This window comes from Pseudoalteromonas thalassia (assembly GCF_049257215.1).
In the GTDB taxonomy this organism is placed as follows: Bacteria; Pseudomonadota; Gammaproteobacteria; order Enterobacterales; family Alteromonadaceae; genus Pseudoalteromonas; species Pseudoalteromonas lipolytica_C.
Window position 1 is genome coordinate 70,752 of record NZ_JBMMUE010000015.1, and the last position, 20,561, is coordinate 91,312.

The 20,561-nt window shown below is 38.5% G+C and carries 19 protein-coding genes; 13 read left to right on the forward strand and 6 right to left on the reverse strand.

The window, feature by feature from the left end:
• Nucleotide 1: 1 nt before the first annotated feature.
• From AAEU31_RS16465 to AAEU31_RS16485, 5 genes are all read left to right on the forward strand, one after another.
• Complete coding sequence (locus tag AAEU31_RS16465) at nt 2-1,966, forward strand: acetyl/propionyl/methylcrotonyl-CoA carboxylase subunit alpha (protein ID WP_421967776.1); 1,965 nt, start codon at nt 2-4, stop codon at nt 1,964-1,966.
• Nucleotides 1,966-2,871 carry a hydroxymethylglutaryl-CoA lyase gene (locus tag AAEU31_RS16470; RefSeq protein WP_421967777.1) on the forward strand — a complete coding sequence of 302 codons (906 nt, stop codon included), beginning with the start codon at nt 1,966-1,968 and terminating at the stop codon, nt 2,869-2,871. Before AAEU31_RS16465 ends, AAEU31_RS16470 begins: the two co-directional genes overlap by 1 nt.
• 11 nt (nt 2,872-2,882) lie before the next feature.
• Nucleotides 2,883-3,581, forward strand: a complete 699-nt coding sequence (locus tag AAEU31_RS16475) for a CoA transferase subunit A (protein ID WP_421967778.1) — start codon at nt 2,883-2,885, stop codon at nt 3,579-3,581.
• Between the two features lie 11 nt (nt 3,582-3,592).
• On the forward strand, nt 3,593-4,249 hold the full coding sequence (locus AAEU31_RS16480; RefSeq protein WP_062564432.1) for a 3-oxoacid CoA-transferase subunit B: 657 nt from the start codon (nt 3,593-3,595) through the stop codon (nt 4,247-4,249).
• Nucleotides 4,250-4,628: 379 nt separating this feature from the next.
• Nucleotides 4,629-5,507 carry a LysR family transcriptional regulator gene (locus tag AAEU31_RS16485; RefSeq protein ID WP_135924646.1) on the forward strand — a complete coding sequence of 293 codons (879 nt, stop codon included), beginning with the start codon at nt 4,629-4,631 and terminating at the stop codon, nt 5,505-5,507.
• A 47-nt stretch (nt 5,508-5,554) separates the two neighbouring features.
• Here AAEU31_RS16485 and AAEU31_RS16490 read toward each other — a convergent pair whose 3' ends face one another.
• Nucleotides 5,555-5,902: a hypothetical protein gene (locus tag AAEU31_RS16490; protein ID WP_421967779.1), complete on the reverse strand. Its 348-nt coding sequence runs from the start codon at nt 5,900-5,902 to the stop codon at nt 5,555-5,557.
• Between the two features lie 98 nt (nt 5,903-6,000).
• Complete coding sequence (locus tag AAEU31_RS16495) at nt 6,001-6,453, reverse strand: hypothetical protein (RefSeq protein WP_421967780.1); 453 nt, start codon at nt 6,451-6,453, stop codon at nt 6,001-6,003.
• 332 nt (nt 6,454-6,785) lie between these two features.
• On the opposite strand from AAEU31_RS16495, the gene AAEU31_RS16500 reads away from it, so the two are divergent.
• The gene (locus AAEU31_RS16500; protein ID WP_135924653.1) at nt 6,786-7,208 is read left to right on the forward strand and encodes a hypothetical protein; all 423 of its coding nucleotides are present in this window, start codon (nt 6,786-6,788) and stop codon (nt 7,206-7,208) included.
• 125 nt (nt 7,209-7,333) lie between these two features.
• Here AAEU31_RS16500 and AAEU31_RS16505 read toward each other — a convergent pair whose 3' ends face one another.
• The 3 genes from AAEU31_RS16505 to AAEU31_RS16515 all read right to left on the reverse strand — a co-directional run bounded on the left by AAEU31_RS16505 (nt 7,334) and on the right by AAEU31_RS16515 (nt 10,116).
• On the reverse strand, nt 7,334-7,861 hold the full coding sequence (locus AAEU31_RS16505; protein WP_421967781.1) for a hypothetical protein: 528 nt from the start codon (nt 7,859-7,861) through the stop codon (nt 7,334-7,336).
• Between the two features lie 96 nt (nt 7,862-7,957).
• On the reverse strand, nt 7,958-8,404 hold the full coding sequence (locus AAEU31_RS16510; protein WP_421967782.1) for a GNAT family N-acetyltransferase: 447 nt from the start codon (nt 8,402-8,404) through the stop codon (nt 7,958-7,960).
• A 272-nt stretch (nt 8,405-8,676) separates the two neighbouring features.
• On the reverse strand, nt 8,677-10,116 hold the full coding sequence (locus AAEU31_RS16515; RefSeq protein ID WP_421967783.1) for a serine hydrolase domain-containing protein: 1,440 nt from the start codon (nt 10,114-10,116) through the stop codon (nt 8,677-8,679).
• A gap of 158 nt (nt 10,117-10,274) precedes the next feature.
• On the opposite strand from AAEU31_RS16515, the gene AAEU31_RS16520 reads away from it, so the two are divergent.
• The 3 genes from AAEU31_RS16520 (at nt 10,275) to AAEU31_RS16530 (ending at nt 13,701) form a co-directional block, all read left to right on the forward strand.
• On the forward strand, nt 10,275-12,317 hold the full coding sequence (locus AAEU31_RS16520; protein ID WP_421967784.1) for a winged helix-turn-helix domain-containing protein: 2,043 nt from the start codon (nt 10,275-10,277) through the stop codon (nt 12,315-12,317).
• A gap of 282 nt (nt 12,318-12,599) precedes the next feature.
• Nucleotides 12,600-13,019: a tetratricopeptide repeat protein gene (locus tag AAEU31_RS16525; RefSeq protein WP_135924667.1), complete on the forward strand. Its 420-nt coding sequence runs from the start codon at nt 12,600-12,602 to the stop codon at nt 13,017-13,019.
• Between the two features lie 208 nt (nt 13,020-13,227).
• Complete coding sequence (locus tag AAEU31_RS16530; RefSeq protein WP_421967785.1) at nt 13,228-13,701, forward strand: tetratricopeptide repeat protein; 474 nt, start codon at nt 13,228-13,230, stop codon at nt 13,699-13,701.
• Nucleotides 13,702-13,757: 56 nt separating this feature from the next.
• Here the strand turns inward: AAEU31_RS16530 and msrA are convergent, their stop codons facing one another.
• Nucleotides 13,758-14,981 carry a peptide-methionine (S)-S-oxide reductase MsrA gene (gene msrA / locus AAEU31_RS16535; protein WP_421967795.1) on the reverse strand — a complete coding sequence of 408 codons (1,224 nt, stop codon included), beginning with the start codon at nt 14,979-14,981 and terminating at the stop codon, nt 13,758-13,760.
• Nucleotides 14,982-15,190: 209 nt separating this feature from the next.
• On the opposite strand from msrA, the gene AAEU31_RS16540 reads away from it, so the two are divergent.
• The 4 genes from AAEU31_RS16540 to asnB all read left to right on the forward strand — a co-directional run bounded on the left by AAEU31_RS16540 (nt 15,191) and on the right by asnB (nt 20,498).
• Complete coding sequence (locus AAEU31_RS16540) at nt 15,191-16,714, forward strand: leucyl aminopeptidase (protein WP_421967786.1); 1,524 nt, start codon at nt 15,191-15,193, stop codon at nt 16,712-16,714.
• A 153-nt stretch (nt 16,715-16,867) separates the two neighbouring features.
• Complete coding sequence (gene pxpB, locus AAEU31_RS16545) at nt 16,868-17,533, forward strand: 5-oxoprolinase subunit PxpB (RefSeq protein ID WP_421967787.1); 666 nt, start codon at nt 16,868-16,870, stop codon at nt 17,531-17,533.
• Nucleotides 17,530-18,465 carry a 5-oxoprolinase subunit C family protein gene (locus AAEU31_RS16550; RefSeq protein WP_421967788.1) on the forward strand — a complete coding sequence of 312 codons (936 nt, stop codon included), beginning with the start codon at nt 17,530-17,532 and terminating at the stop codon, nt 18,463-18,465. The genes pxpB and AAEU31_RS16550 overlap by 4 nt, the downstream gene beginning before the upstream one ends.
• A 365-nt stretch (nt 18,466-18,830) precedes the next feature.
• Complete coding sequence (gene asnB / locus AAEU31_RS16555; protein ID WP_421967789.1) at nt 18,831-20,498, forward strand: asparagine synthase B; 1,668 nt, start codon at nt 18,831-18,833, stop codon at nt 20,496-20,498.
• The last annotated feature ends 63 nt before the right edge of the window (nt 20,499-20,561 follow it).

Below are 20,561 nucleotides of genomic sequence, written 5' to 3' on the forward strand. Positions count from 1 at the left end.
TATGACAACAAAATCATTGAAAAAAATTCTCGTTGCCAACCGTGGTGAAATTGCCTGTCGAGTTATGCGTACAGCAAAGCAAATGGGCTTAACAACGGTTGCAGTGTATTCAGATGCTGATAAACATGCTCAGCACGTAAAGCTTGCTGATGAGGCGTACCATATTGGTCCTGCGCCAAGTAAAGACTCATACTTAGTGGCAGACAAAATCATCGATGTTGCAAAACAAGCAGGTGTTGATTGTATTCACCCGGGTTATGGCTTTTTATCTGAGAACTCTGAATTTGCGCTTGCGTGTGAGAAAAATGATATTGCCTTTATTGGCCCACCAGCATCTAGCATTGAAGCCATGGGCTCAAAAACCCGCGCTAAAGAAATTATGCACCAAGCGAATGTACCTTTAGTACCTGGTTATTATGGTGATAATCAAGATACTGAGTTCTTACAAGCCGAAGCTGAAAAAATTGGTTATCCCGTACTTATTAAAGCGGCCTTTGGTGGCGGTGGTAAAGGTATGCGAGTTGTTGAACACGCAAAAGACTTTATCAGTGCTCTTGAAGGCGCAAAACGTGAAGCAAAAGCCGGCTTTGGTAACGATTTAGTACTGTTAGAGCGCTACGTCACTAAACCTCGCCATGTTGAAGTACAAGTTTTTGCAGATAGCCATGGTAACTGTGTGTACTTAGGCGACCGTGACTGCTCTTTACAGCGTCGTCACCAAAAAGTAATTGAAGAAGCCCCTGCTCCGGGTTTATCTGATGCACTTCGTAAAGAAATGGGTGAAGCTGCGGTACGTTGTGCCCAAGCAATTAACTATCGCGGTGCAGGTACGGTTGAGTTTTTACTTTGCGGTGATGAATTCTTCTTCATGGAAATGAACACCCGTTTACAAGTAGAGCACCCAGTAACAGAAATGGTTACTGGTGTTGATTTGGTGAATTGGCAAATCAATATTGCGGCAGGTGAAGCATTACCACTTAGCCAAGCAGATATTCAACTGCAAGGTCACAGCTTTGAAGCGCGTATTTATGCTGAAGATCCAAGTAATGACTTTATTCCGTGTTCTGGTCACATTGATGCCCTATTTACACCGAACGAATCTGAATTTGTACGCATAGATACAGGGATTGCAGCGGGTGATGAAATCAGCCCGTTCTACGACCCTATGATTGCTAAATTAATTGTTCATGACGATAACCGTGAGGCTGCGCTTGGGCGTTTATCAAAAGCACTAGAGGAATTTCACCTAGCAGGTTTTAGCTGTAACGTTAATTTCTTACATAATCTTGCTAACCACCCAACTTTTCAAGCAGGTGCACCCGATACGCACTTTATTGAAGACCAAGGTGAACGCCTTGTTGCTAAAAGCGAGCAACAATCTGTTATTGCAACTGTTGTGGCAGCCTATGCGTATGCACATCAACTAAAAGGTGAAAGCAGCAGCCCATGGCAACAATTAACAGGCTTTATGCTAAACAGTGACGCTAAAACAACAATTCCGTTTGTTGATTTAAACGTTCATGCTGTTAAGGCGTCAGAAGGCTTTAAAATCAACCTAGATGAAGTTGACTATACAACTTCAGGTAGCGTTGAAAATGGCCTTGCGAACTTAGTCGTTAATGGCGAAAAAGTCGTTGCTCATATTAATCAAACAGACTCTCACATCACAGTGATGTACAAAGCACAGCAAACGGTGCTAGAGCTAATTGATAAACACTATATTAGTGAACATGAAAGTGATGCACTACCACTTGCTGCGCCACTCAATGGTACTGTTGTTAAGCATTTGGTTGAGGTGGGTAGTACGGTTGCTAAAGGTGATGCGGTCGTCATTATTGAAGCTATGAAAATGGAATACACACTCAATGCCCCGCATGATGGTGTATTAACGAGCTATTGCTTTGCTGAAGGTGAACTGGTGAGTCACGGTGATATGCTCGCGATCGTTGAAGAGCCGGAGGCGTAATGGCACTGTACCCTGATTTTGTTCGCATTGTAGAAGTTGGCGCCAGAGACGGTTTGCAAAATGAAGCAGCCGTTAGTACTCAAGATAAAGTCGCTCTTATCAACGCCCTTGCAGATGCAGGCCTTAAAGATATTGAAGCCGGAGCATTTGTGTCACCTAAATGGGTGCCACAAATGGCTGACTCTAGTGATGTAATTAGCGCGTTAAATTTGCCTAATGTTAACTTAAGTGCCCTCACCCCAAATTTACGGGGTGCAGAAGCGGCAAAACAAGTCGACATTCAAGAATTTGCTATCTTTACAGCGGCAAGTGAAGCGTTTTGTCAAAAGAACATTAACTGCTCTATTGATGAAAGTATTGATCGCTTTAAAGATGTGATGGCTTTTGCCAAAGCGAATAACATTCGTGTTAGAGGTTATGTGAGCTGCGTTATGGGTTGCCCATATCAAGGTGATGTCGACTACAATGATGTATTAAAAGTATCACAAAGATTACTTGAGCTTGGCTGTTACGAAATTAGCCTAGGTGACACCATTGGTGTGGGTACGGCGAAAAAAGTCGATGAGTTATTAGATTTACTTTTGCAACATATTGATAAATCGAAACTCGCTGTACATTTTCACGACACCTACGGGCAAGCGCTCACAAATATTTACACCGCCCTAAGCCGCGGTATAGCAACGGTTGATAGTGCTGTTGCAGGCCTTGGTGGTTGCCCTTATGCCAAAGGCGCGTCAGGAAATGTTGCCACTGAAGATGTAGTTTACTTACTACAAGGGCTTGGCATAGAGCATGGAATTGATTTAGAAAGACTGGCGAAAGCTGGTTGGGCTATTTGCAGTGCATTAAATAAACAACCTGTCAGCAAGGTATCACTTGCTCTAAAGAACACTCAGAATAATTAAGGAGTAGGCTCATGGCCGGTTTCGATAAAGTGGTTTCAAGTTATGAAGCTGCAATGGAAGGTTTAAAAGATGGCGATACTGTTATCGCTGGTGGCTTTGGCTTGTGTGGTATTCCTGAGGGACTTATCAATGAAATTAAGCGTAAACAGACTAAAAATCTAACCGTTGTTTCAAACAACTGCGGCGTAGATGATTTTGGTTTAGGTATTTTACTTCATGATAAGCAAATTAAAAAAATCATCGCTTCTTATGTAGGTGAAAATGCGCTTTTTGAAAAACAACTACTCGATGGCGAAATTGATGTAGTACTAACACCGCAAGGTACACTCGCTGAGAAGATGCGTGCCGGTGGCGCGGGTATTCCTGCGTTTTATACTGCTACAGGTTACGGCACTCCGGTTGCACAAGGCAAAGAAGTAAAAGAATTTGATGGTCGCCCGTATATCTTAGAAGAATCAATTACTGGTGAGTTTGCCATTGTTAAAGCATGGAAAGCCGACCGCTACGGTAACCTTGTATTTCGTCACACAGCAATGAACTTCAATCCTATGGCTGCGACAGCAGGTAAAATCACCGTTGCTGAAGTAGAAGAGATTGTTGAGCCTGGAGAACTTGAGCCAAGCCAAATTCATACCCCAGGTATTTATGTTAATCGCGTGATCAAAGGTAACTTTGAAAAACGCATTGAACGTGTAACAACTCGCGATTAAGGAGCATTCAAATGGCATTATCACGTGAACAAGTTGCAATGCGTGTTGCACAAGAACTACAAGACGGTTATTACGTTAATCTAGGTATTGGTATCCCTACTCTAGTAGCTAATTATGTACCAGAAGGTATTGAAGTCATGCTACAGTCTGAGAATGGCCTACTAGGTATGGGTGCGTACCCAACTAAAGACCAAGTTGATGCAGATATGATCAATGCGGGTAAAGAAACCGTGACAGCAGCCACAGGTGCAGCAATATTTAATAGTGCAGATAGTTTTGCCATGATACGGGGTGGTCATGTAGACTTAACAGTATTAGGTGCATTTGAAGTTGACCAGAACGGTAACATCGCATCGTGGATGATCCCAAAGAAGCTAATTAAAGGCATGGGTGGCGCGATGGACCTCGTTGCTGGCGCGAAGAATATTATTGTTACGATGACTCATGCAAGCAAGCATGGTGACTCTAAGTTATTAGAAAGTTGCACTTTACCGCTAACTGGGGTTAACTGTGTAAAGAAAATCGTAACTGATTTGGCCGTACTAGAAGTTAAAGACGGCGCATTTCATCTAATTGAACGCGCTCCGGGCGTGTCAGTAGATGAAATTATTAGCAAAACGGCAGGCAAATTGCTTGTTGAAGGTGATGTTCCAGAGATGGTTTTTTAAACCACTCTCATCCCATGTACCGACCTCATTCCCAGTGCCAATGGCGCTGAGTTACCCAAAATCCCTCGCAAGAGGGATTTTTTTTATCTCTTAGCTACAGAACTTTTGCACCAATTTGTCACACAAATGGTTTAAAATGCCCTAACTTTGTGAGGTGAAAGTCTTTGAGGCTTAGGGTGTTACCTGTTTCAGAAAAATGGTAAAATTCACAATCCACAATAAAAGTAGATTAAACAATCAATTACTGAGTGTTTTTTATGCGTTTATGCAAAGATTAGCTATATTTATTTTTTACTCTCTTACTTTTTACATTTTGGGATAATAATTGCTTAGCAGTTAATTAACTAATAAGCGCTATCGAGACTTACTGAAATTAACTATGCAAACACCTATTCGTGGCTTACGCTCATTTTGTTTTGCTGCACGTACTCTTAGTTTTAAAGATGCGGCAAACCAACTTTACCTTACGCCTTCTGCTGTAAGCCATCAGATCAAACAATTAGAAGAACAATTGGGTATTGAACTGTTTGAACGTCAAACCCGCTCAATTCGCCTGACAGCTGCAGGTAAGAATTTTTATGACTCTGTGTCACCGCTTATAAAAGCGCTTGAAAAAACCATCAACGAGTTTAGTCAATTACAAGAGAATGTGACTATTAGCATCACACTACCTGAATTTTTCGCCAGTGAACTATTAATGCCGAAGCTAAGCGAATGGACTAGTGAACACCCTAATACTAACTTACAGCTTAATACCTTAAAAACGCGTAAAGAGCTGACTAAGCAAAGTGATTTATCGATTGTATTGTCTTCGTCTAAACCGCATGAAGGCGTTGTACATGAGCTGTTTTCGCTATCGTATACACCAGCATGTAATAAAGAAAACTGGCAAGCATGGCAAGAAAACCCATTTCAGGCCTTAAACGAAGTACCTCTTATACTTCACAAAGCGCGTCCTTGGGCTTGGCACCAATGGGCAGAACATGCCGGTGTAGAAGACTTCGCACCAAAGCAAATTATTCAGGTTGATAGTATGTTTGGTGTGGCACGTGCAGCGCAACAGGGTATGGGTATTGCCCTAATCCCCTTACCTATTAGTCAGACTTGGTTTGATGAGCAATGGCTATTTAATTTCACTGATATGCCATTAAAAACCAAAGACAAATACTACTTAGTGCAACATGACCCTAGCGAAACAAATGCACAGCTAGAGCTGTTTATTAAATGGATGATTGATACTTTTAAACATCTAAAATAACAAATAATCACGACCCTCAACTTCATTGAGGGTCTTTTATTGCTAATTTAGCTTTTAGACTTGGTTACTAAAATACTTACTTTATTTTCACCAATTTCAAAAGACGCCTGTTTACCATACTCCACAATAAAAGAAGGTGTAAAAGATCTTCCAGCGAGCGTGATAGATGTTTCTATTGCCGCCGTATTCTCTTTTTGTGGTATCACTGTAACTTCATAGCTAAAAGAATCGCCAACCGAAATGGTTGCAGGTTGCTTCTCTTCCACCAGCATTACTGGTGATGCTAGTAGCTCATTCGCTTTATAAACTGATGTTTCTACTTGAAAACTATCAGCTGCGAAACAACTTGTTGATGCTAGTAATACTCCTGCCATTAAACCTAACTGTTTGTTCATATTTATGTCCTTATTCAATTTATTGGGTTTATCCGTAATTTAATCAGTTAATACGTTTATTAAATACACGGAAATTTCTGAATCTATAACTATGTCTATTAAAGCTCTCGGTAATAAACATCGATAGTATGTGATATTGCTTCATAGCGATTGTTTTTATGATTAAAACAGGCTTTGCGTAGTTCCTTCTCTTCGTAGTTTTTACCTCCAACAACGACTTGATCTAAAGTTTGTGAACTTGCACAGAATTGCTGTTTTGAAATTGTTTCTATTTTAACTAATTCAGCTTTTGAGCGTGGCAATGAACTAGGCTTTGGATTTTGCTTCATGCCCTGAAGTAACTGAGCTTTAGTAACTGGTACAGTATCTGACCCTATGCCTGGAATATGTAATGTTTGTTTAATCGTATAGTTTTTACTTAGTAATGGCGCAAACAAAGATACATCGTTACTCAAATAAGCCTGCTCAAAATTAAGATAAACAGCAACTTTATCTTCAGCTGCATTGGCAATAACAGGCCCTAAAAGTAACAACGCAAATATCAGTTTCATGGTTATACGCTTATTCTGAATAAATTAAGTCATCAACTATACATACCATCATAAAGTACCGATTTTATTTTTAATTAACAACAATTTGTTTTGCGTACTCTGCTGCTTTATCTTTCTTTATCGTAAACATTAGCTATTTAAACCCCGTGTCTACTTTATCGGGGTCACGGCTGACGGCTGACGGCTTAAAACTAATTCATTACATTAGACTAAAGTCTATAGGTTAAATTTCTTCATCTATTAGGTCATATTTTATCGTTTGTTGAATTTTCGCTGTTCAATTAAAGTTCATTTGTCGGCGATTGATACCGATTCAAATAGAGGAAAAGATTATGTTTAGTACACTTATGAAACGCGTTGCACTTAGCTCTTTATTAACTTGTTCAGCTATGGCAGTGGCTGATCAGAGTGACTACAAATTGATGGTAATTGACCAATCTATCACTGCTGATATTGCAGAAAACCGTCAATACGAACAAGCATTTAATGACTGTGCTTTGAGTGTTAAAGAGAAAAAATTCTCTGAAGCTGAAACACTTTGCTCAAAAGCAATCAGCTTACTAAGTACAAGTAAAGTACCTAGCTATAAACGTCGCGAACTAACATCATTTACGTTAAGTAACCGTGGTGTTGCTCGCATCATGTCTGAAAACGACACTGCTGCATTGTCAGACTTTTACGAAGCAGTACAAATTTCAGGTAACGAGTTAGTAGAGCACAACTTAACTCGTGCTAAAAAGAACTTAGCGTTATAAGTTCTCACAGAATTGTGTTGTCTCAAAACCCAGCTTCGGCTGGGTTTTGTCGTTTATGTTCCGATCATTTTTTGCTTCTTGCAAATTCGAGGAGCAATCTAGAAATTAAACTAACGAAGCTTACCTTAAGCTTCAGACAATGCTTGTTTGTAACTTAAATCAAAATGTTTGAGTAACTGATTCAGGTAGTTCAGGTTTATCTGGTTAGGTTTAAAACTTTGCCCTTTTTCTATATTTGCTATGTGTTTTTTTAGCTTTTCTTTGTCTTTATTCCAAAAAGCAATGTTCCCTAACACAAAGTCATTCCAATACATTTTTGAGGAAGTTAAATCTTCATGCGGTTCCAATACTTTTTTTGCGTGAAAAACCGCTTGTTGATAATCACCCGCCAAGCCTTCCATTTGAGCTAAATGCCACGTTAACGAGCTTTCTTTTGAATTATTATGAGAAATAAAACGTTTTATCAGAATAGCGGCTTCAGCATGGCAACCTGATTTTTCTAACAATCTAAACCCAGCATCGTATGTCTGATCAAATTGCTGGTATGTGAGATTTAAATCATCTTTTAGCCTTTCTTCAAGCGCTACTTTACAATCAGCAAAAACAAGATTTGATATAAATAATAACCCGATTGATAAAATTCCTGTTTTCATAATTATGTCCTTAAATTTGCTAATGTCTGTTGAGGATTACACTGCAATCAGCGCTAAGTTCACAACGAACAAAATGTAGTTGTTTTAATGTAACCTTTAAGTTGTTGTTATTTCTCTATCATGGTAAACATTTGGATTCCAAATTTGCATAAACATCTCTGGACTCTCAATTAGTTGAAAACCATATTGCGCGTACAAACCATGCGCATCTCTTGTCGCCAATACCATTCTCCTCAAGCCTTGAAGCTCGGGGTGAGACACTATGCTCTCAACAAGCCACTTGCTCAAACCTTTGCCACGATGGCTCTCTACTATGAATACATCAGCAAGATAAGCAAATGTTGCTTTGTCTGTTATAAGGCGGGCAAAACCTATTTGAGAGTCTTGGCTGTCATAAACACCAAAACAAAACGAGTTTGCAATGGCTTTTTCTAGCGTATGTTTTGGTATTCCTGACGCCCAGTAGCTTTTTGAAATAAAACCGTAAATCACTTCAAAATCGAGGTAAGTTTTATCTGTGCTTATTCTATATCCTTGCACCATAATTCCTTCATGAGGTTTAGCAAGTTAATTATGAGCTCAATGCTCAGACTATATGTCCTACAATGAACACCTGTTATTTAAGAGGATTAGTTTTAACAAAGTTACTAACCGATTGCTACATATATAATTAAAACGCTTTTTTAACAGGATATAGCCTACTGACACAAACACTACCACAACGTAAAACCATTACATTGTTATTAAATTTAACAATAATAGATTTGCAGGTTGTTCATAAGGGGCTTTAATACGCCCCTCTTTTTAATGAATTTTTACAAACGCTTTATGAGTTGATCTACTTTTGCCACAACAGGCCATGCTGAAGATTGAAAATTCCCCAAAACAACTAGAATATAGCCTTTTTCTTGATACATATTTAACCTTGCTGTCATGCCTAAATGGGACCCATTATGACCAACAGTTGTATTCCCTGCTGAACTTCTCACAGAGAAACCATATCCCCAGTTTGGTGCATTTAGCTCAGGTTTTGCTGATAAGGCTTTATTAGAGAGTTCACGACTTACTAGTTGAGCATTTTGAATTGCCATGGCGAATTTGTGTAAATCGCCTACAGTTGAATAACCTCCGCCTGCAGGACCCCCTTTTACCGATTGAAACATCAAATTTTCAGTTACTTGACCAGTTTCGACAGAAAACCAATAATTACGGGCAGTATTTTTGACAGGCACATCTAAGTCATAACTTCCGCTTTGTTGCATGTTAGCTTTTTTATATACATTTTCATTTATGTAATCATAGTAATTTTCACCAGTTACATTCTCAATCACCTGACCAAGTAGAACCATACCCGTATTGCTGTAACGCCATTCAGTTCCGGGTTCAAATGTAGCGTCAATTGAACTGTATAAATGTTGGATATCTTTAAGAGAGCGCACCTTATTTTGTATCTCGTCATAGCCAGAAATAATACCAATCCCTGATGTATGGCTTAATAAGTGTCGAATCTTAATTTTGCTAAAATCACCTTTCCCTAAAATGCTTTTATCAATAAATTTAGTGAGCGGATCATCAAGCGATAATTTGCCAGCTTCTATTAGCTGTAAGATAGCGACGCTAGTAAACATTTTGTTCATTGAGCCAATTTGAAACTTCGTTTCTAAGTTATTTTTCACATCATAGCGACGTGAAGCAAAGCCATATGCAGCGCTAAACAAAATGTCATTATTTTTAGCAAGTAATACCGTGCCAGAGAAACTACCTCTTTGCGCCAGTTTATCAGTATAAATTTTGATCTCTTCAATAAATTGTGACTCAGTTAAAGAGCCTTTTGAACCTTGGTTTTGTGGAGTTTCTTCAATAGACCACCCTGTTATTGCTTGAAATTGGTCATCATTAAAAAATAACACTACTTGATGCTGCATATCTGTATTCTTTGAATAAACTTTACTTATATGACGGATGCGATTAGTTGACGTATCAAGCTCTGTAGAAATAACACTCAACTCTCCATGAAAAAGCGCAACATTCATCGAATACCCAACATAACGGTCTTTACCTTTACCCTCCCAGCGTGCAAGAGAATTTGGCGAGAAGTTCTTTACTACAAATTTTTCGATCTCATCTAAATCTTTAGTGTTTAAAACCGTAATAAATTGACTTGCCAATTTGTTATAGTCTACCTCTTTCATTGCATGTGCTTTATGGCTAATAAAACACATAAAAAATATGAGCATTAGTAAATATCGCTTCACTTTACATTCCTTTTATTGTTTATTGAATAATATGGCGCTTGGCCTTTCGATACTTTTACTTTTGCGAATAACAAAAAGCGATGAAGTAGTGATTAAGAAAAGCTTAAGAAAACATTAAGCTGAAAATAACCAATAATAACAAATGGATAACTATCAACTTGAGTGAAAGTAAATTATCAAAACAATTTTTTCTTAATGACTCTTTGGTTAATTTTGAGACTGGCGAAATTCAAACAGATGGTAAAGTTGTTGTTGTAGAGCCTAAGGTGATGGCACTTCTTGAAGTATTTTCGCAAAAACCACATCAAGTGTTATCAGCCGAAATGCTTTTTGCTAATGTTTGGCCACAAGCTATTTTCAGTCCTAATTCAGTTCGCAGAAATATTGCTTTGTTAAGACAAGCGTTATCCGATGAAGAAAAGCACATTATAAAAACACACCCAAAGCGGGGCTATAGTCTCGAGGCTGAAATACGTTTTCCTGATGAAAAAACGAGCACTCCATTAGCAAAAATACATCAGATAAAAAATACAAAACTAGCACTCTTAATTATCCCTGCTTTGTTTATCATTATCTTCCTTTTCAATTTCCTTAACGAAGATAAGCTGATTTCTTTAGAAGATCTTAAGCCTATTACTGCAAGCAATGAAAAAGAGCGTTACCTACAAGTTAGTCCTGATGGGCGTTTTATGGCTTATATACAAAATACCAATCGTCCTAATAAGCGAAGGCTTTTAATCAAAGATTTACAATTAAATTCATATAAAGAATTAAGTACAGACTTAAAAGCGTTTACCTACCTTGCATGGGATACAGATACAAATACACTTGTATATTCGTTTCAAGATGAAGGGAGTATTTCATTCAATCGACTGCAACTAGATACAGAAGCGAACGTGATCAGCGAAGAAAAACTCTTTTCTCGTACAGATATAACCTGGAACAGCTTGTTTTTTATAGATGAACAAGAAAACCTTTTCTATTTAGCAAATCAAAACAGTTCCGAACACAGCCGTAATGTAAGCCTATATCGACATAACTTGATTACTGGCCATTCTTACGAAATTCTTCAACCAAATGATGATTTCAAGCCCTACAAGCTCGCTTTATCACCTAACCAGAAACAATTAGCGATAATTGGCTTCAATGAAGATGCAATCTCGGAGGTAAAACTATTAAATTTATCGAGTTTTAACCTTGAATCAGTCGTTGAAATTGATCATAACTGGCACTTTATGACTTGGTTTAACGATGGTGACTCTTTGTTATTGAGTAATGGCAGTGAGTTAAAACAACTTGAATTAAACGGCCAATTAACGACTCTTAATTTTAAAAGCTATAACTTTTTGATTTATCCACAAATCGTTAAGGACAAACTGTATTTTATTGAGGCTAAGTCTGATCAAGATATTTTGATTAGCGCTTTAGATTCACTCTCTACTCCTATAAAAATCGTAAACTCTAATACCATTGATAAAGAAGCTGCACTTTCACCTGATGAAAAACTCATCGCCTACATGTCAATGAAAAATGGACTTCCACAACTTTTTATTAAACATATTGAGACTGAAGAAGAACAATTATTGTTCGTTAACACTGAGCAAGAATATGCTTTATCAAAACCAATATGGGACCCCTCTGGAACACTTATCGCAAGCAGTATAAATAACAAACCATTTCTTATTAAGCTAGAGGAAGACCAGTTCGCAATCGAATGGTTAAATGGAATCATTGGGTATCCAATCGGATGGTATAAACAGTCAGATGCTATTTTGTTTGTTGATAAGAACACTCACAATGATGAAATAGTTAAATTTGATTTAGTTACAGACGAAATAGTGTCATTAAAAACGCAATTGAAAGATAAAAATATTTTTTTAAATGATAACGACGAATTACTGAGTTTTTCAATTGGCCAAGTAATCACTGCTTCTGGTACCAATCTATTTGATAATACGCATTTTATTTCAAGCATTTACCCTATTAAAAATGGCTTCTATTTTCAATACAAAGAAAACGACTCAAGGACAATGAATTTTTACGATTATGAACTAGGTGTTCAAAATTTAAGTATTGATTTTGAAAAGTTTTGTGCGGATTTATGTAGTCAAATAACTGCTATAAGCGGTAATACTATCTTACTCAAAGAACAAACTGATACAGCAGATATTTTAGTTTTGAATATTACATTAAATAAATAGCTTCAATCATAACTAGCTGATCTAGAGTATGTGTTTTCAACCAAACTGATAACATCAGTACATAAATAGCATTCACAAAACAAAGCTTATTGTGTTTGAAAGTAATTTTCAGACACTCTCCTCTCTAATTTTCCCTACTAAATCGCTGAGAACTGAGTAATTACTCTATAGATTAAATTTCTTCATCTATCAGTTCTAATTTAATCGTTTGTTTAGCTTATAGGAATATTTTAAAGTTCACTCGTTGGCAAGAAACACCAACTTATTCAGAGGAAAACTATCATGTTAAAAACACTTGTAACCACTATTGCACTTAGCTCTTTATTAACTTGCTCAGCGATGGCAGTAGCCGACCAAGCTGATTATAAACTGATGGTTATTGAGCAAGCTCAAACAAACGATAATGTAAGCAATGAATATGAAACTGCATTCAACCGCTGTGCATTAAGCGTAAAAGAAAAGAATTTTTCAGAAGCTGAAAACCTATGTACACAAGCGATTTCACTTCTAAACACAAGTAAAGTACCAGGTTACAAACGCCGTGAATTAACATCATTTGCATTAAGTAATCGCGGTGTTGCACGCATCATGTCAGAAAATGATACAGCTGCAATCTCAGACTTTTATGAAGCAGTTCAAATCTCAAAAAATGAACTGGTAAATCATAACTTAAACCGCGCGAAGCAAAACTTAGCGCTGTAATAGTTAGCCCAACCAAATTGTTGTCGTAAGCCCGGTCCTTGTGTGTTCTGACTGGGCTTTTTTTTGTCTAAAATATACACTCAAGCCACCTACCCAATAAGATATTTTTTTTCATCTAATGGGTGTATTTTTGTCGTTTGTCAATCAGTAACACTGTTTCTAAATTAATAGAGTAAGTGATGTACTTACATTATTAAGGAGATAAACAATGTTCAAGTTCATACCTCTCAAAACCATCTTGATTACCTCACTTTGCATGAGTTCGAATTGGGTGTTAGCAAATGATATCGACTTTAAACTAATGGTAGTGGATGACGAAGCCTCATCCATTGCGATTATGCAAGGTGACTACAATGCTGGTTTAGTAACGTCTGCTGAAGATCCAGCAAATCAATATATAGCGCCTTTTAATCGCTGTGTTGCAAGTGTAAAGCTAAAGCAGTTTGATAAAGCTGAAGCTGACTGTACTGAAGCAATAAGTCTATTAAAAGAGATTAAAGCATCTCGATTTAAACGTAATGAATTAACTTCGTTTGCATTAAGTAACCGAGGTGTCGCGCGATTTATGGCTAATAATGATACGGCAGCAATTGCTGATTTTTATGAAGCCTCAAGACTCGATGATAATGAATATGTATCATTTAATTTAAATCGCGCAAAACAGGAATTAAAATTGTGGTAATGACTGATTCTAATGCTGAAAAACCAGCCTTAATGGCTGGTTTTTTTGTATCTACGTTAAATTTGATCACGTGGCACAAAATCAAGCACCGTCGCATTAATGCAGTATCTATCTTTACCTCTTGGCCCTTCCCCAGGGAATAAGTGTCCTAAGTGAATACCTGAACTTTTAGATTTAAGCTCTATGCGCTGCATGCCATAACTGTTGTCTTCATGCATGGTCACACTGTCTTTTACCGGGTGAGTAAATGAAAGCCAACCGGTTCCTGAATTAAACCTATCACGAGTATCGAATAATGGCGCACCACTTAGCTTATCAACAAAAATACCATCCGGTGTGTTTTTAAAGATATCGTATTGTTTACAAAATGGGCTATCTGTTCTGGCATGGAATGCAACTCTAAATGCTTCACTATCACCTAGTTTAAATGCGCCTAAGGCTTTATAAAACTCATCTTTACTCACATAACCTTGACGGCCATATATCTCTTCGCCATTTTCTATAAATAATAACGTGGGTGTTGCCCATGTTGGGGTTTTAATTTTTAAGCCATCAAGCTGATCTGCATGACGGAATGTCATAGGTATCGAGCCCATGTACTCATTAGCGACTTCTTTTTTAAACTTTTCACAGTATGGGCAATAGCCTTTAGCATCAATAACGACTATCTGCTTATTGGTTAATAAGGCCGTGTTATCAACTTGCTGTTTTTCTACTGGCGTAAAAACAACCCCTGTTGAGTGATCAGGACAATAGCCATTAGGGTTTTTCTTTAAATAATCTTGATGATATTCCTCTGCCGCATAAAACGAATCGAGAGGTTTTATAATAGTAACAATCTTGCCGTACCCTGCTGCGGTTAACTTACCTTGGTATTCATCTTTAAGTTTATTAGCAACCTCAATTTGCTGATTATTACTTGCCAAAATTGTTGAGCGGTATTGAGTGCCAATATCATTGCCTTGGCGATTTAACTGAGTTGGATCATGATTTTCAAAATAATATTTTAATAATTGTTCTGTCGTTAACTGATTACTGTTGTAAGTCACTTTAACAACTTCTGCGTAGTTATTTTCATCAAATCGACGTGCGCTACGCGTTATGTTTCTATAGGTTGCTTTAAAACCGCTACCGTCAGCATAACCAGATACCGCGTCTAAAACACCACCAAGTGCTTCGTATCGTTTTTCGGCTCCCCAAAAGCAACCAGAACCAAGCACAATTGTTTCAATATGTCCGGTTGCGTTGTCTGGCATCTCTTGCGCTGTTGTATGATTCATGGTGAAAATGGCACTGCAAGTAAATAATGTCAGTAATATCGACTTAATTGTCATACTTATTTCCTCGTAAAAGCCTGTAATAGAGCAGACCGAGTAATCCTATTTATTATTTCACCTTAAACGCATGCAAACGGCTGTTCACCGCTAACAATTTAACTCTTAAGCCTATTTACGGTAAAACACAGCTTTTTAACATTGGGATATTAAAAATGAGAATTGCACACAGTTTGTCTGCTCTTGCTCTGGGTATAACACTTGCTACGCAAGTTAATGCGGCAGAGTTCACTTTTGCAAAATCGATTCAACCGAAAGACAACACATTAGTATTGTTTTTAGACACAGATAGCCAAGTTGCTAACTTTAATTACTTAAAACCAGAAACCCAAAACCACTTAAATAAAGTTATCGAATTTAGTGACTTTAAAGCGGGCTATGGCAAGACATTAGAAGTTATTGCACCAAATGGCAGCGAACACCAACGTATTGTGCTTGTAGGCTTAGGTGAGCAAGCTGAACTTAATGCAGCTAAAATGGCAAAGCTTGGTGGTAATGTTCATGCAAAATTACAATCAGCAAAACAAGCAACTGTGAGCCTTGATTTTTCAGAGCTTAAAGATGGTGAAATCAATGCTAAATACGCTGCTGAATTTGCACATGGTGCTAATTTACGTGACCACCGCTTTGAACAATACAAAAAAGAACAAGATACACATGTAGTTAACTATACTGTTGATGTTGAAAATTTAGACCAAGCGGTCAAAACCCATAAGTTACTACAAAGCATTGAACAAGGTGTCTTTTTAGCGCGTGACTTAACTTCAGAAGTTGCAACTGAGATGACGCCGTCTGATTTTGCAAAAGCCGCACAAGAGTTAAAAAAATTAGGCGTTAAAATTACCGTTTTAGAACCAAAACAAATTAAAAAATTAGGCATGGGTGCGTTAGAAGCTGTTGGCCGTGGCAGTGAAGAAGGTTCGCGTTTAGTTGTTGCACATTACCAAGGTAATAAAGACACCCCAATTGCATTGATTGGTAAAGGCATTACCTTCGACTCTGGTGGTTATAGTATTAAAACAGGTGCTTCGATTGCCCGCATGAAATCAGATATGGCAGGCGCAGCAGCAGTACTGGGTACGGTTAAAGCAATGGCACTTGCAAAAGCAGATACCAACGTAGTGGCTGTAATGGGTATGGCTGCAAATATGGTGTCACAATTCTCTGTAGCGCCTGGTGATGTTGTTCGCACAGCTGAAGGTTTAAGCGTTGAAATAGTTAATACAGATGCTGAAGGCCGTTTAGTGCTAAGTGATGCAATGTGGTATGCCCGCGACAAGTTTAAACCAAGTATTATGATTGATGTGGCTACATTGACTGGCTCAAAAATCGGTGCTGTAGGTAATGAATACGCAGCGGTTTTCTCTGATGATGACCAACTTGTTGAGCAACTTACAATTGCAGGAAAACAGGTTAACGAGAACTTATGGCGCTTACCACTAGGTTACGAAGATGCACTAAAATCGGATATCGCAGACCTTAAAAATATTGGTTCGCATGGTCCAGGTGCAACGACAGCAGCAAGTTTCTTACAAAACTTTGCCGGCGATACCCGTTGGGTTCATATCGATATTGCTGGTAATGCACTTAACAGCAAAGCTAAAGATGAGTTAGCTGAAGGTGGCACTGGTTATGGTGTTCGCTTGTTATCAAACTGGCTTTTAAACAACGCTAAGTAATAACACATAGCAATACGCCAAGCAGCTGTAATGATTTTATAACTGCTTGGCAATCATGAGTTTTTCTAATTAACATTAAACACTCATTTACATCATTAGCACTCACCCTATATGCTAAATAGTATCAAGGGATAATAATAAGATTGACCTGCAATGACGACAAAAAGCACACCAAAGATTATGGCGCTCACTACGCATTGTATCTTCTTCGATGCATATGAAAGTGCTGAGCATGGCTTAAATACACAAAAAAAGATTTGGTCGCTGGCTCAATTTTGCCAATCGACGGGAGATTTCGTTGATGTTGTTCCAGCTAATAACAACTTAACTCTGTATCTAAAAGAGTCTGAAAAGCTAGCAAGTTGGCTGCCATTATTGCTTGAGCAGTGGCAAGAGACTACGACTAAAGATTTTGCATCAACTCATCACAAGCTACCCACCATATATGGTGGTCAACATGGCCCTGACATTGCTCATGTAGCTGTAGAGCACAACTTAACTGTTGACGAAGTCGCGCAGTTACATAGTAGTAAAACCTACCCTGTTTTATTTTTAGGTTTTCAACCTGGTTTTGCTTACTTAGATGGCTTGGATCCTAAATTATATACGCCACGTCGAAGCGAGCCGCGCATCTCAGTGCCAAAAGGGTCTGTCGCTATTGGTGGCGAGCAAACAGGCGTATATCCTGAAACGTCACCCGGTGGCTGGCAAATAATCGGTCACACCGACTTTAAATTATTCGATATTAATGCAACCTCTCCCTGTGCTGTTAAACCCGGTGATACCTTAGAGTTTGTTATTCAGGAGGTGTTAAAATGATCACCATCGTTAAACCTGGCATGCAAATGTCTATACAAGATCAAGGCCGCGTGGGTGCTCGTCATTTGGGAATTGGCCAATCTGGCTGTATTGATCCTTATGCGCAGATCATAGTAAACCGATTAGTTGGAAACGCAGACAACAATCCAGTCATTGAGATCACACTAGGTCTTGCTGAAATTAAATTCGATAACGACTACTACATTGCCTTGCATGGAACAGATATGAAAGCCAGTGTTAATGATAATGCGATTGAACCAGGCTGGAGTTTTTACATTAAAAAAGGTGATGTGTTAAAGCTAAATGCCGCACGGCATGGGTTTAGAAGCTACCTTGCTATAGGCGGACAATGGCAGCTACCTGACCCTATATTAGATTCCTACTCAACAGATATAACGGCTGGTTTTGGTGGTCTAACCGGACAAGCACTGAAATCTGGAGACAGCTTTGAGGTAATACCAAAATACAACACTAAAGTCGGTTTAGGTGCAATGCTACCACCTAAAAGCACCCAAATACGCATACATGCTGGCCCACATGCTGCAGTTTTGCCTAAAGACACCATAGTTAATTTTATAAATCATTCATGGCATGTATCACCTAATAGTAACCGCATGGGTACACGATTATTAAGTGATGAGTGTAGCTTAGAGCATGATGTGTCATTGCCATCGATGGCAGTAGCACCAGGCAGCATACAGTTACCGCCAAATGGTGAACCAATTGTGTTATTGAATGATGCGCAAACAACCGGTGGCTATCCTTTGCTAGGAACTGTGATCGACGCTGATCTTCGTCATTTTGCCCAATTAAAGCCAGGTGATTTTTTACATTTCAAGTTTGTTACTCTAGCAGATGCTTTTAAGGCAAAAGAAAAGCTAACAGCTCACCTTAATCAATTAGCCATTGCGCTAAAATACAAAAACAAATAGTTAATCTGATTAGCAAGTGGCTCGCCACTTGCTTTCTTAAAGCTCCCACTTGTCTATACATCTTCGATAAACAAATTGAAAAATTAGTTTGCTTAACGCAACGCACCAAAATGGTGCGTGAAACATCACTTTTAATGGCGCTATTTACCACTTCAAGCCAGCCCATTTGCTCAAATCAAGTATTTAAATTGCTCACAACTTAGGCAGCCATCCCATTTTGGTGCAAAGCAATAACACTTGGTGCATATTTTATTCTCAAATATTTAAAAAAGCTGTGTGACTTAGGTAATTATTTCTGTTAAAACAAACATTCGCAGTTATATAAATTCTGTTAACTGCGCACATATTTGGAATGAGGAGTCACTATGTGTTCAATATTTGGGGTATTAGATATCAAATCTGATCCCGCCCAATTGCGAAGTCAAGCAATTGAGATGTCAAAACTTTTAAGACACCGCGGACCTGACTGGTCTGGCGTATATTCATCTGATAAAGCTATTTTAGTCCACGAGCGTCTTGCTATCGTTGGTGTATCAAGTGGTGCGCAACCTTTATATAATCCAGAGCGCACACATATCCTTGCTGTAAATGGTGAAATTTATAACCACAAAGAGCTTGCGGCAAATCTAGAAACAGACTTTAAGTTTCAAACTCAATCAGACTGTGAAGTTATCTTAGCTTTATATAAACAAAAAGGGCCTGAATTCTTAGACGACTTGAATGGTATTTTCGCTTTTTGTTTATACGATGAAGAACAAGACGCCTACCTAATAGGTCGTGACCATATTGGTATTATCCCGCTTTACACAGGTCATGATGAGCATGGTAATTTTTATGTTGCTTCAGAACTAAAAGCGCTTTCACCAATTTGTAAACACATTGAAGAGTTTCCTCCGGGTCACTTCTTGTGGAGCAAAGATGGTCAACTTCGTAAGTATTACAGCCGCGATTGGCAAAGCTATAACGCAGTAAAAGACAACGAAGCTAAATCGAGCGATGTTAAAGAAGGCTTAGAAGCAGCTGTAAAACGTCAACTAATGTGTGATGTACCTTACGGTGTTCTATTATCAGGCGGTTTAGACTCATCGGTTATTTCAGCTATCACGCAACGTTTCGCCGCAAAACGTATCGAAGATAATGACGAGTCTGATGCTTGGTGGCCAAAACTGCACTCTTTCTCTGTTGGTCTTGAGGGCTCACCAGACTTAGCTGCTGCACAAAAAGTTGCAGATATGATTGGTACGGTTCACCACCCTATCCACTTTACTATTCAAGAAGGTATTGATGCTCTTCGCGAAGTGATTTATCACATTGAAACGTACGATGTGACAACCATTCGTGCCTCAACTCCTATGTACTTAATGGCGCGTCAAATTAAAGCCATGGGTATAAAAATGGTGTTGTCGGGTGAAGGTGCTGATGAGCTTTTTGGTGGTTATCTTTATTTCCACAAAGCACCTAATGCGCAAGAGTTCCATGAAGAGCTAAACCGTAAAGTGTCTAAACTACATATGTTTGACTGTTTACGGGCTAATAAATCTATGGCTGCTTGGGGTGTAGAAGCACGCGTGCCTTTCTTAGATAAAGAATTTGTAGACGTTGCAATGCGTATCAACCCTGAAGCGAAAATGTGTAAAGACGGTAAAATCGAAAAACACATTATTCGTGAAGCGTTTGACGGCTATCTACCAGACGAAGTGTTATGGCGTCAAAAAGAGCAATTCTCTGATGGTGTAGGCTATAACTGGATTGATACTTTAAAAGAGTATGTGAGCGAGCAAGTAAGCGATCAAGACCTTGCTAACGCTAAATATAAATACCCGATTAATACGCCAGATTCTAAAGAAGCGTATTTCTATCGTAGTATTTTTGAAGAGCACTTCCCTGGTGATGCAGCGGCAAAATGTGTTCCGCATGGCAAATCAGTTGCTTGTTCAACACCTGAAGCGCTTGCTTGGGATGAGTCATTCCAAAACAATGCTGACCCTTCTGGTCGTGCTGCTGGCGTTCATAACGACGCTTATAAAAAGTAGTAATTTTGTGCTGCAAGCCTTGTGTTTGCAGCACTTTCCTCTCAATTGAAATAATTTGTTTTG

What these genes read in the sequence shown, in the direction of transcription:
- AAEU31_RS16505 (WP_421967781.1), bottom strand. Translation starts at nt 7,861, where the DNA reads ATGAAAACAGGAATTTTATCAATCGGGTTATTATTTATATCAAATCTT.
- AAEU31_RS16470 (WP_421967777.1), top strand. Translation starts at nt 1,966, where the DNA reads ATGGCACTGTACCCTGATTTTGTTCGCATTGTAGAAGTTGGCGCCAGA.
- AAEU31_RS16550 (WP_421967788.1), top strand. Translation starts at nt 17,530, where the DNA reads ATGATCACCATCGTTAAACCTGGCATGCAAATGTCTATACAAGATCAA.
- AAEU31_RS16480 (WP_062564432.1), top strand. Translation starts at nt 3,593, where the DNA reads ATGGCATTATCACGTGAACAAGTTGCAATGCGTGTTGCACAAGAACTA.
- AAEU31_RS16485 (WP_135924646.1), top strand. Translation starts at nt 4,629, where the DNA reads ATGCAAACACCTATTCGTGGCTTACGCTCATTTTGTTTTGCTGCACGT.
- pxpB (WP_421967787.1), top strand. Translation starts at nt 16,868, where the DNA reads ATGACGACAAAAAGCACACCAAAGATTATGGCGCTCACTACGCATTGT.
- msrA (WP_421967795.1), bottom strand. Translation starts at nt 14,981, where the DNA reads ATGAATCATACAACAGCGCAAGAGATGCCAGACAACGCAACCGGACAT.
- AAEU31_RS16540 (WP_421967786.1), top strand. Translation starts at nt 15,191, where the DNA reads ATGAGAATTGCACACAGTTTGTCTGCTCTTGCTCTGGGTATAACACTT.
- asnB (WP_421967789.1), top strand. Translation starts at nt 18,831, where the DNA reads ATGTGTTCAATATTTGGGGTATTAGATATCAAATCTGATCCCGCCCAA.
- AAEU31_RS16510 (WP_421967782.1), bottom strand. Translation starts at nt 8,404, where the DNA reads ATGGTGCAAGGATATAGAATAAGCACAGATAAAACTTACCTCGATTTT.
- AAEU31_RS16495 (WP_421967780.1), bottom strand. Translation starts at nt 6,453, where the DNA reads ATGAAACTGATATTTGCGTTGTTACTTTTAGGGCCTGTTATTGCCAAT.
- AAEU31_RS16525 (WP_135924667.1), top strand. Translation starts at nt 12,600, where the DNA reads ATGTTAAAAACACTTGTAACCACTATTGCACTTAGCTCTTTATTAACT.
- AAEU31_RS16530 (WP_421967785.1), top strand. Translation starts at nt 13,228, where the DNA reads ATGTTCAAGTTCATACCTCTCAAAACCATCTTGATTACCTCACTTTGC.
- AAEU31_RS16490 (WP_421967779.1), bottom strand. Translation starts at nt 5,902, where the DNA reads ATGAACAAACAGTTAGGTTTAATGGCAGGAGTATTACTAGCATCAACA.
- AAEU31_RS16475 (WP_421967778.1), top strand. Translation starts at nt 2,883, where the DNA reads ATGGCCGGTTTCGATAAAGTGGTTTCAAGTTATGAAGCTGCAATGGAA.
- AAEU31_RS16500 (WP_135924653.1), top strand. Translation starts at nt 6,786, where the DNA reads ATGTTTAGTACACTTATGAAACGCGTTGCACTTAGCTCTTTATTAACT.
- AAEU31_RS16465 (WP_421967776.1), top strand. Translation starts at nt 2, where the DNA reads ATGACAACAAAATCATTGAAAAAAATTCTCGTTGCCAACCGTGGTGAA.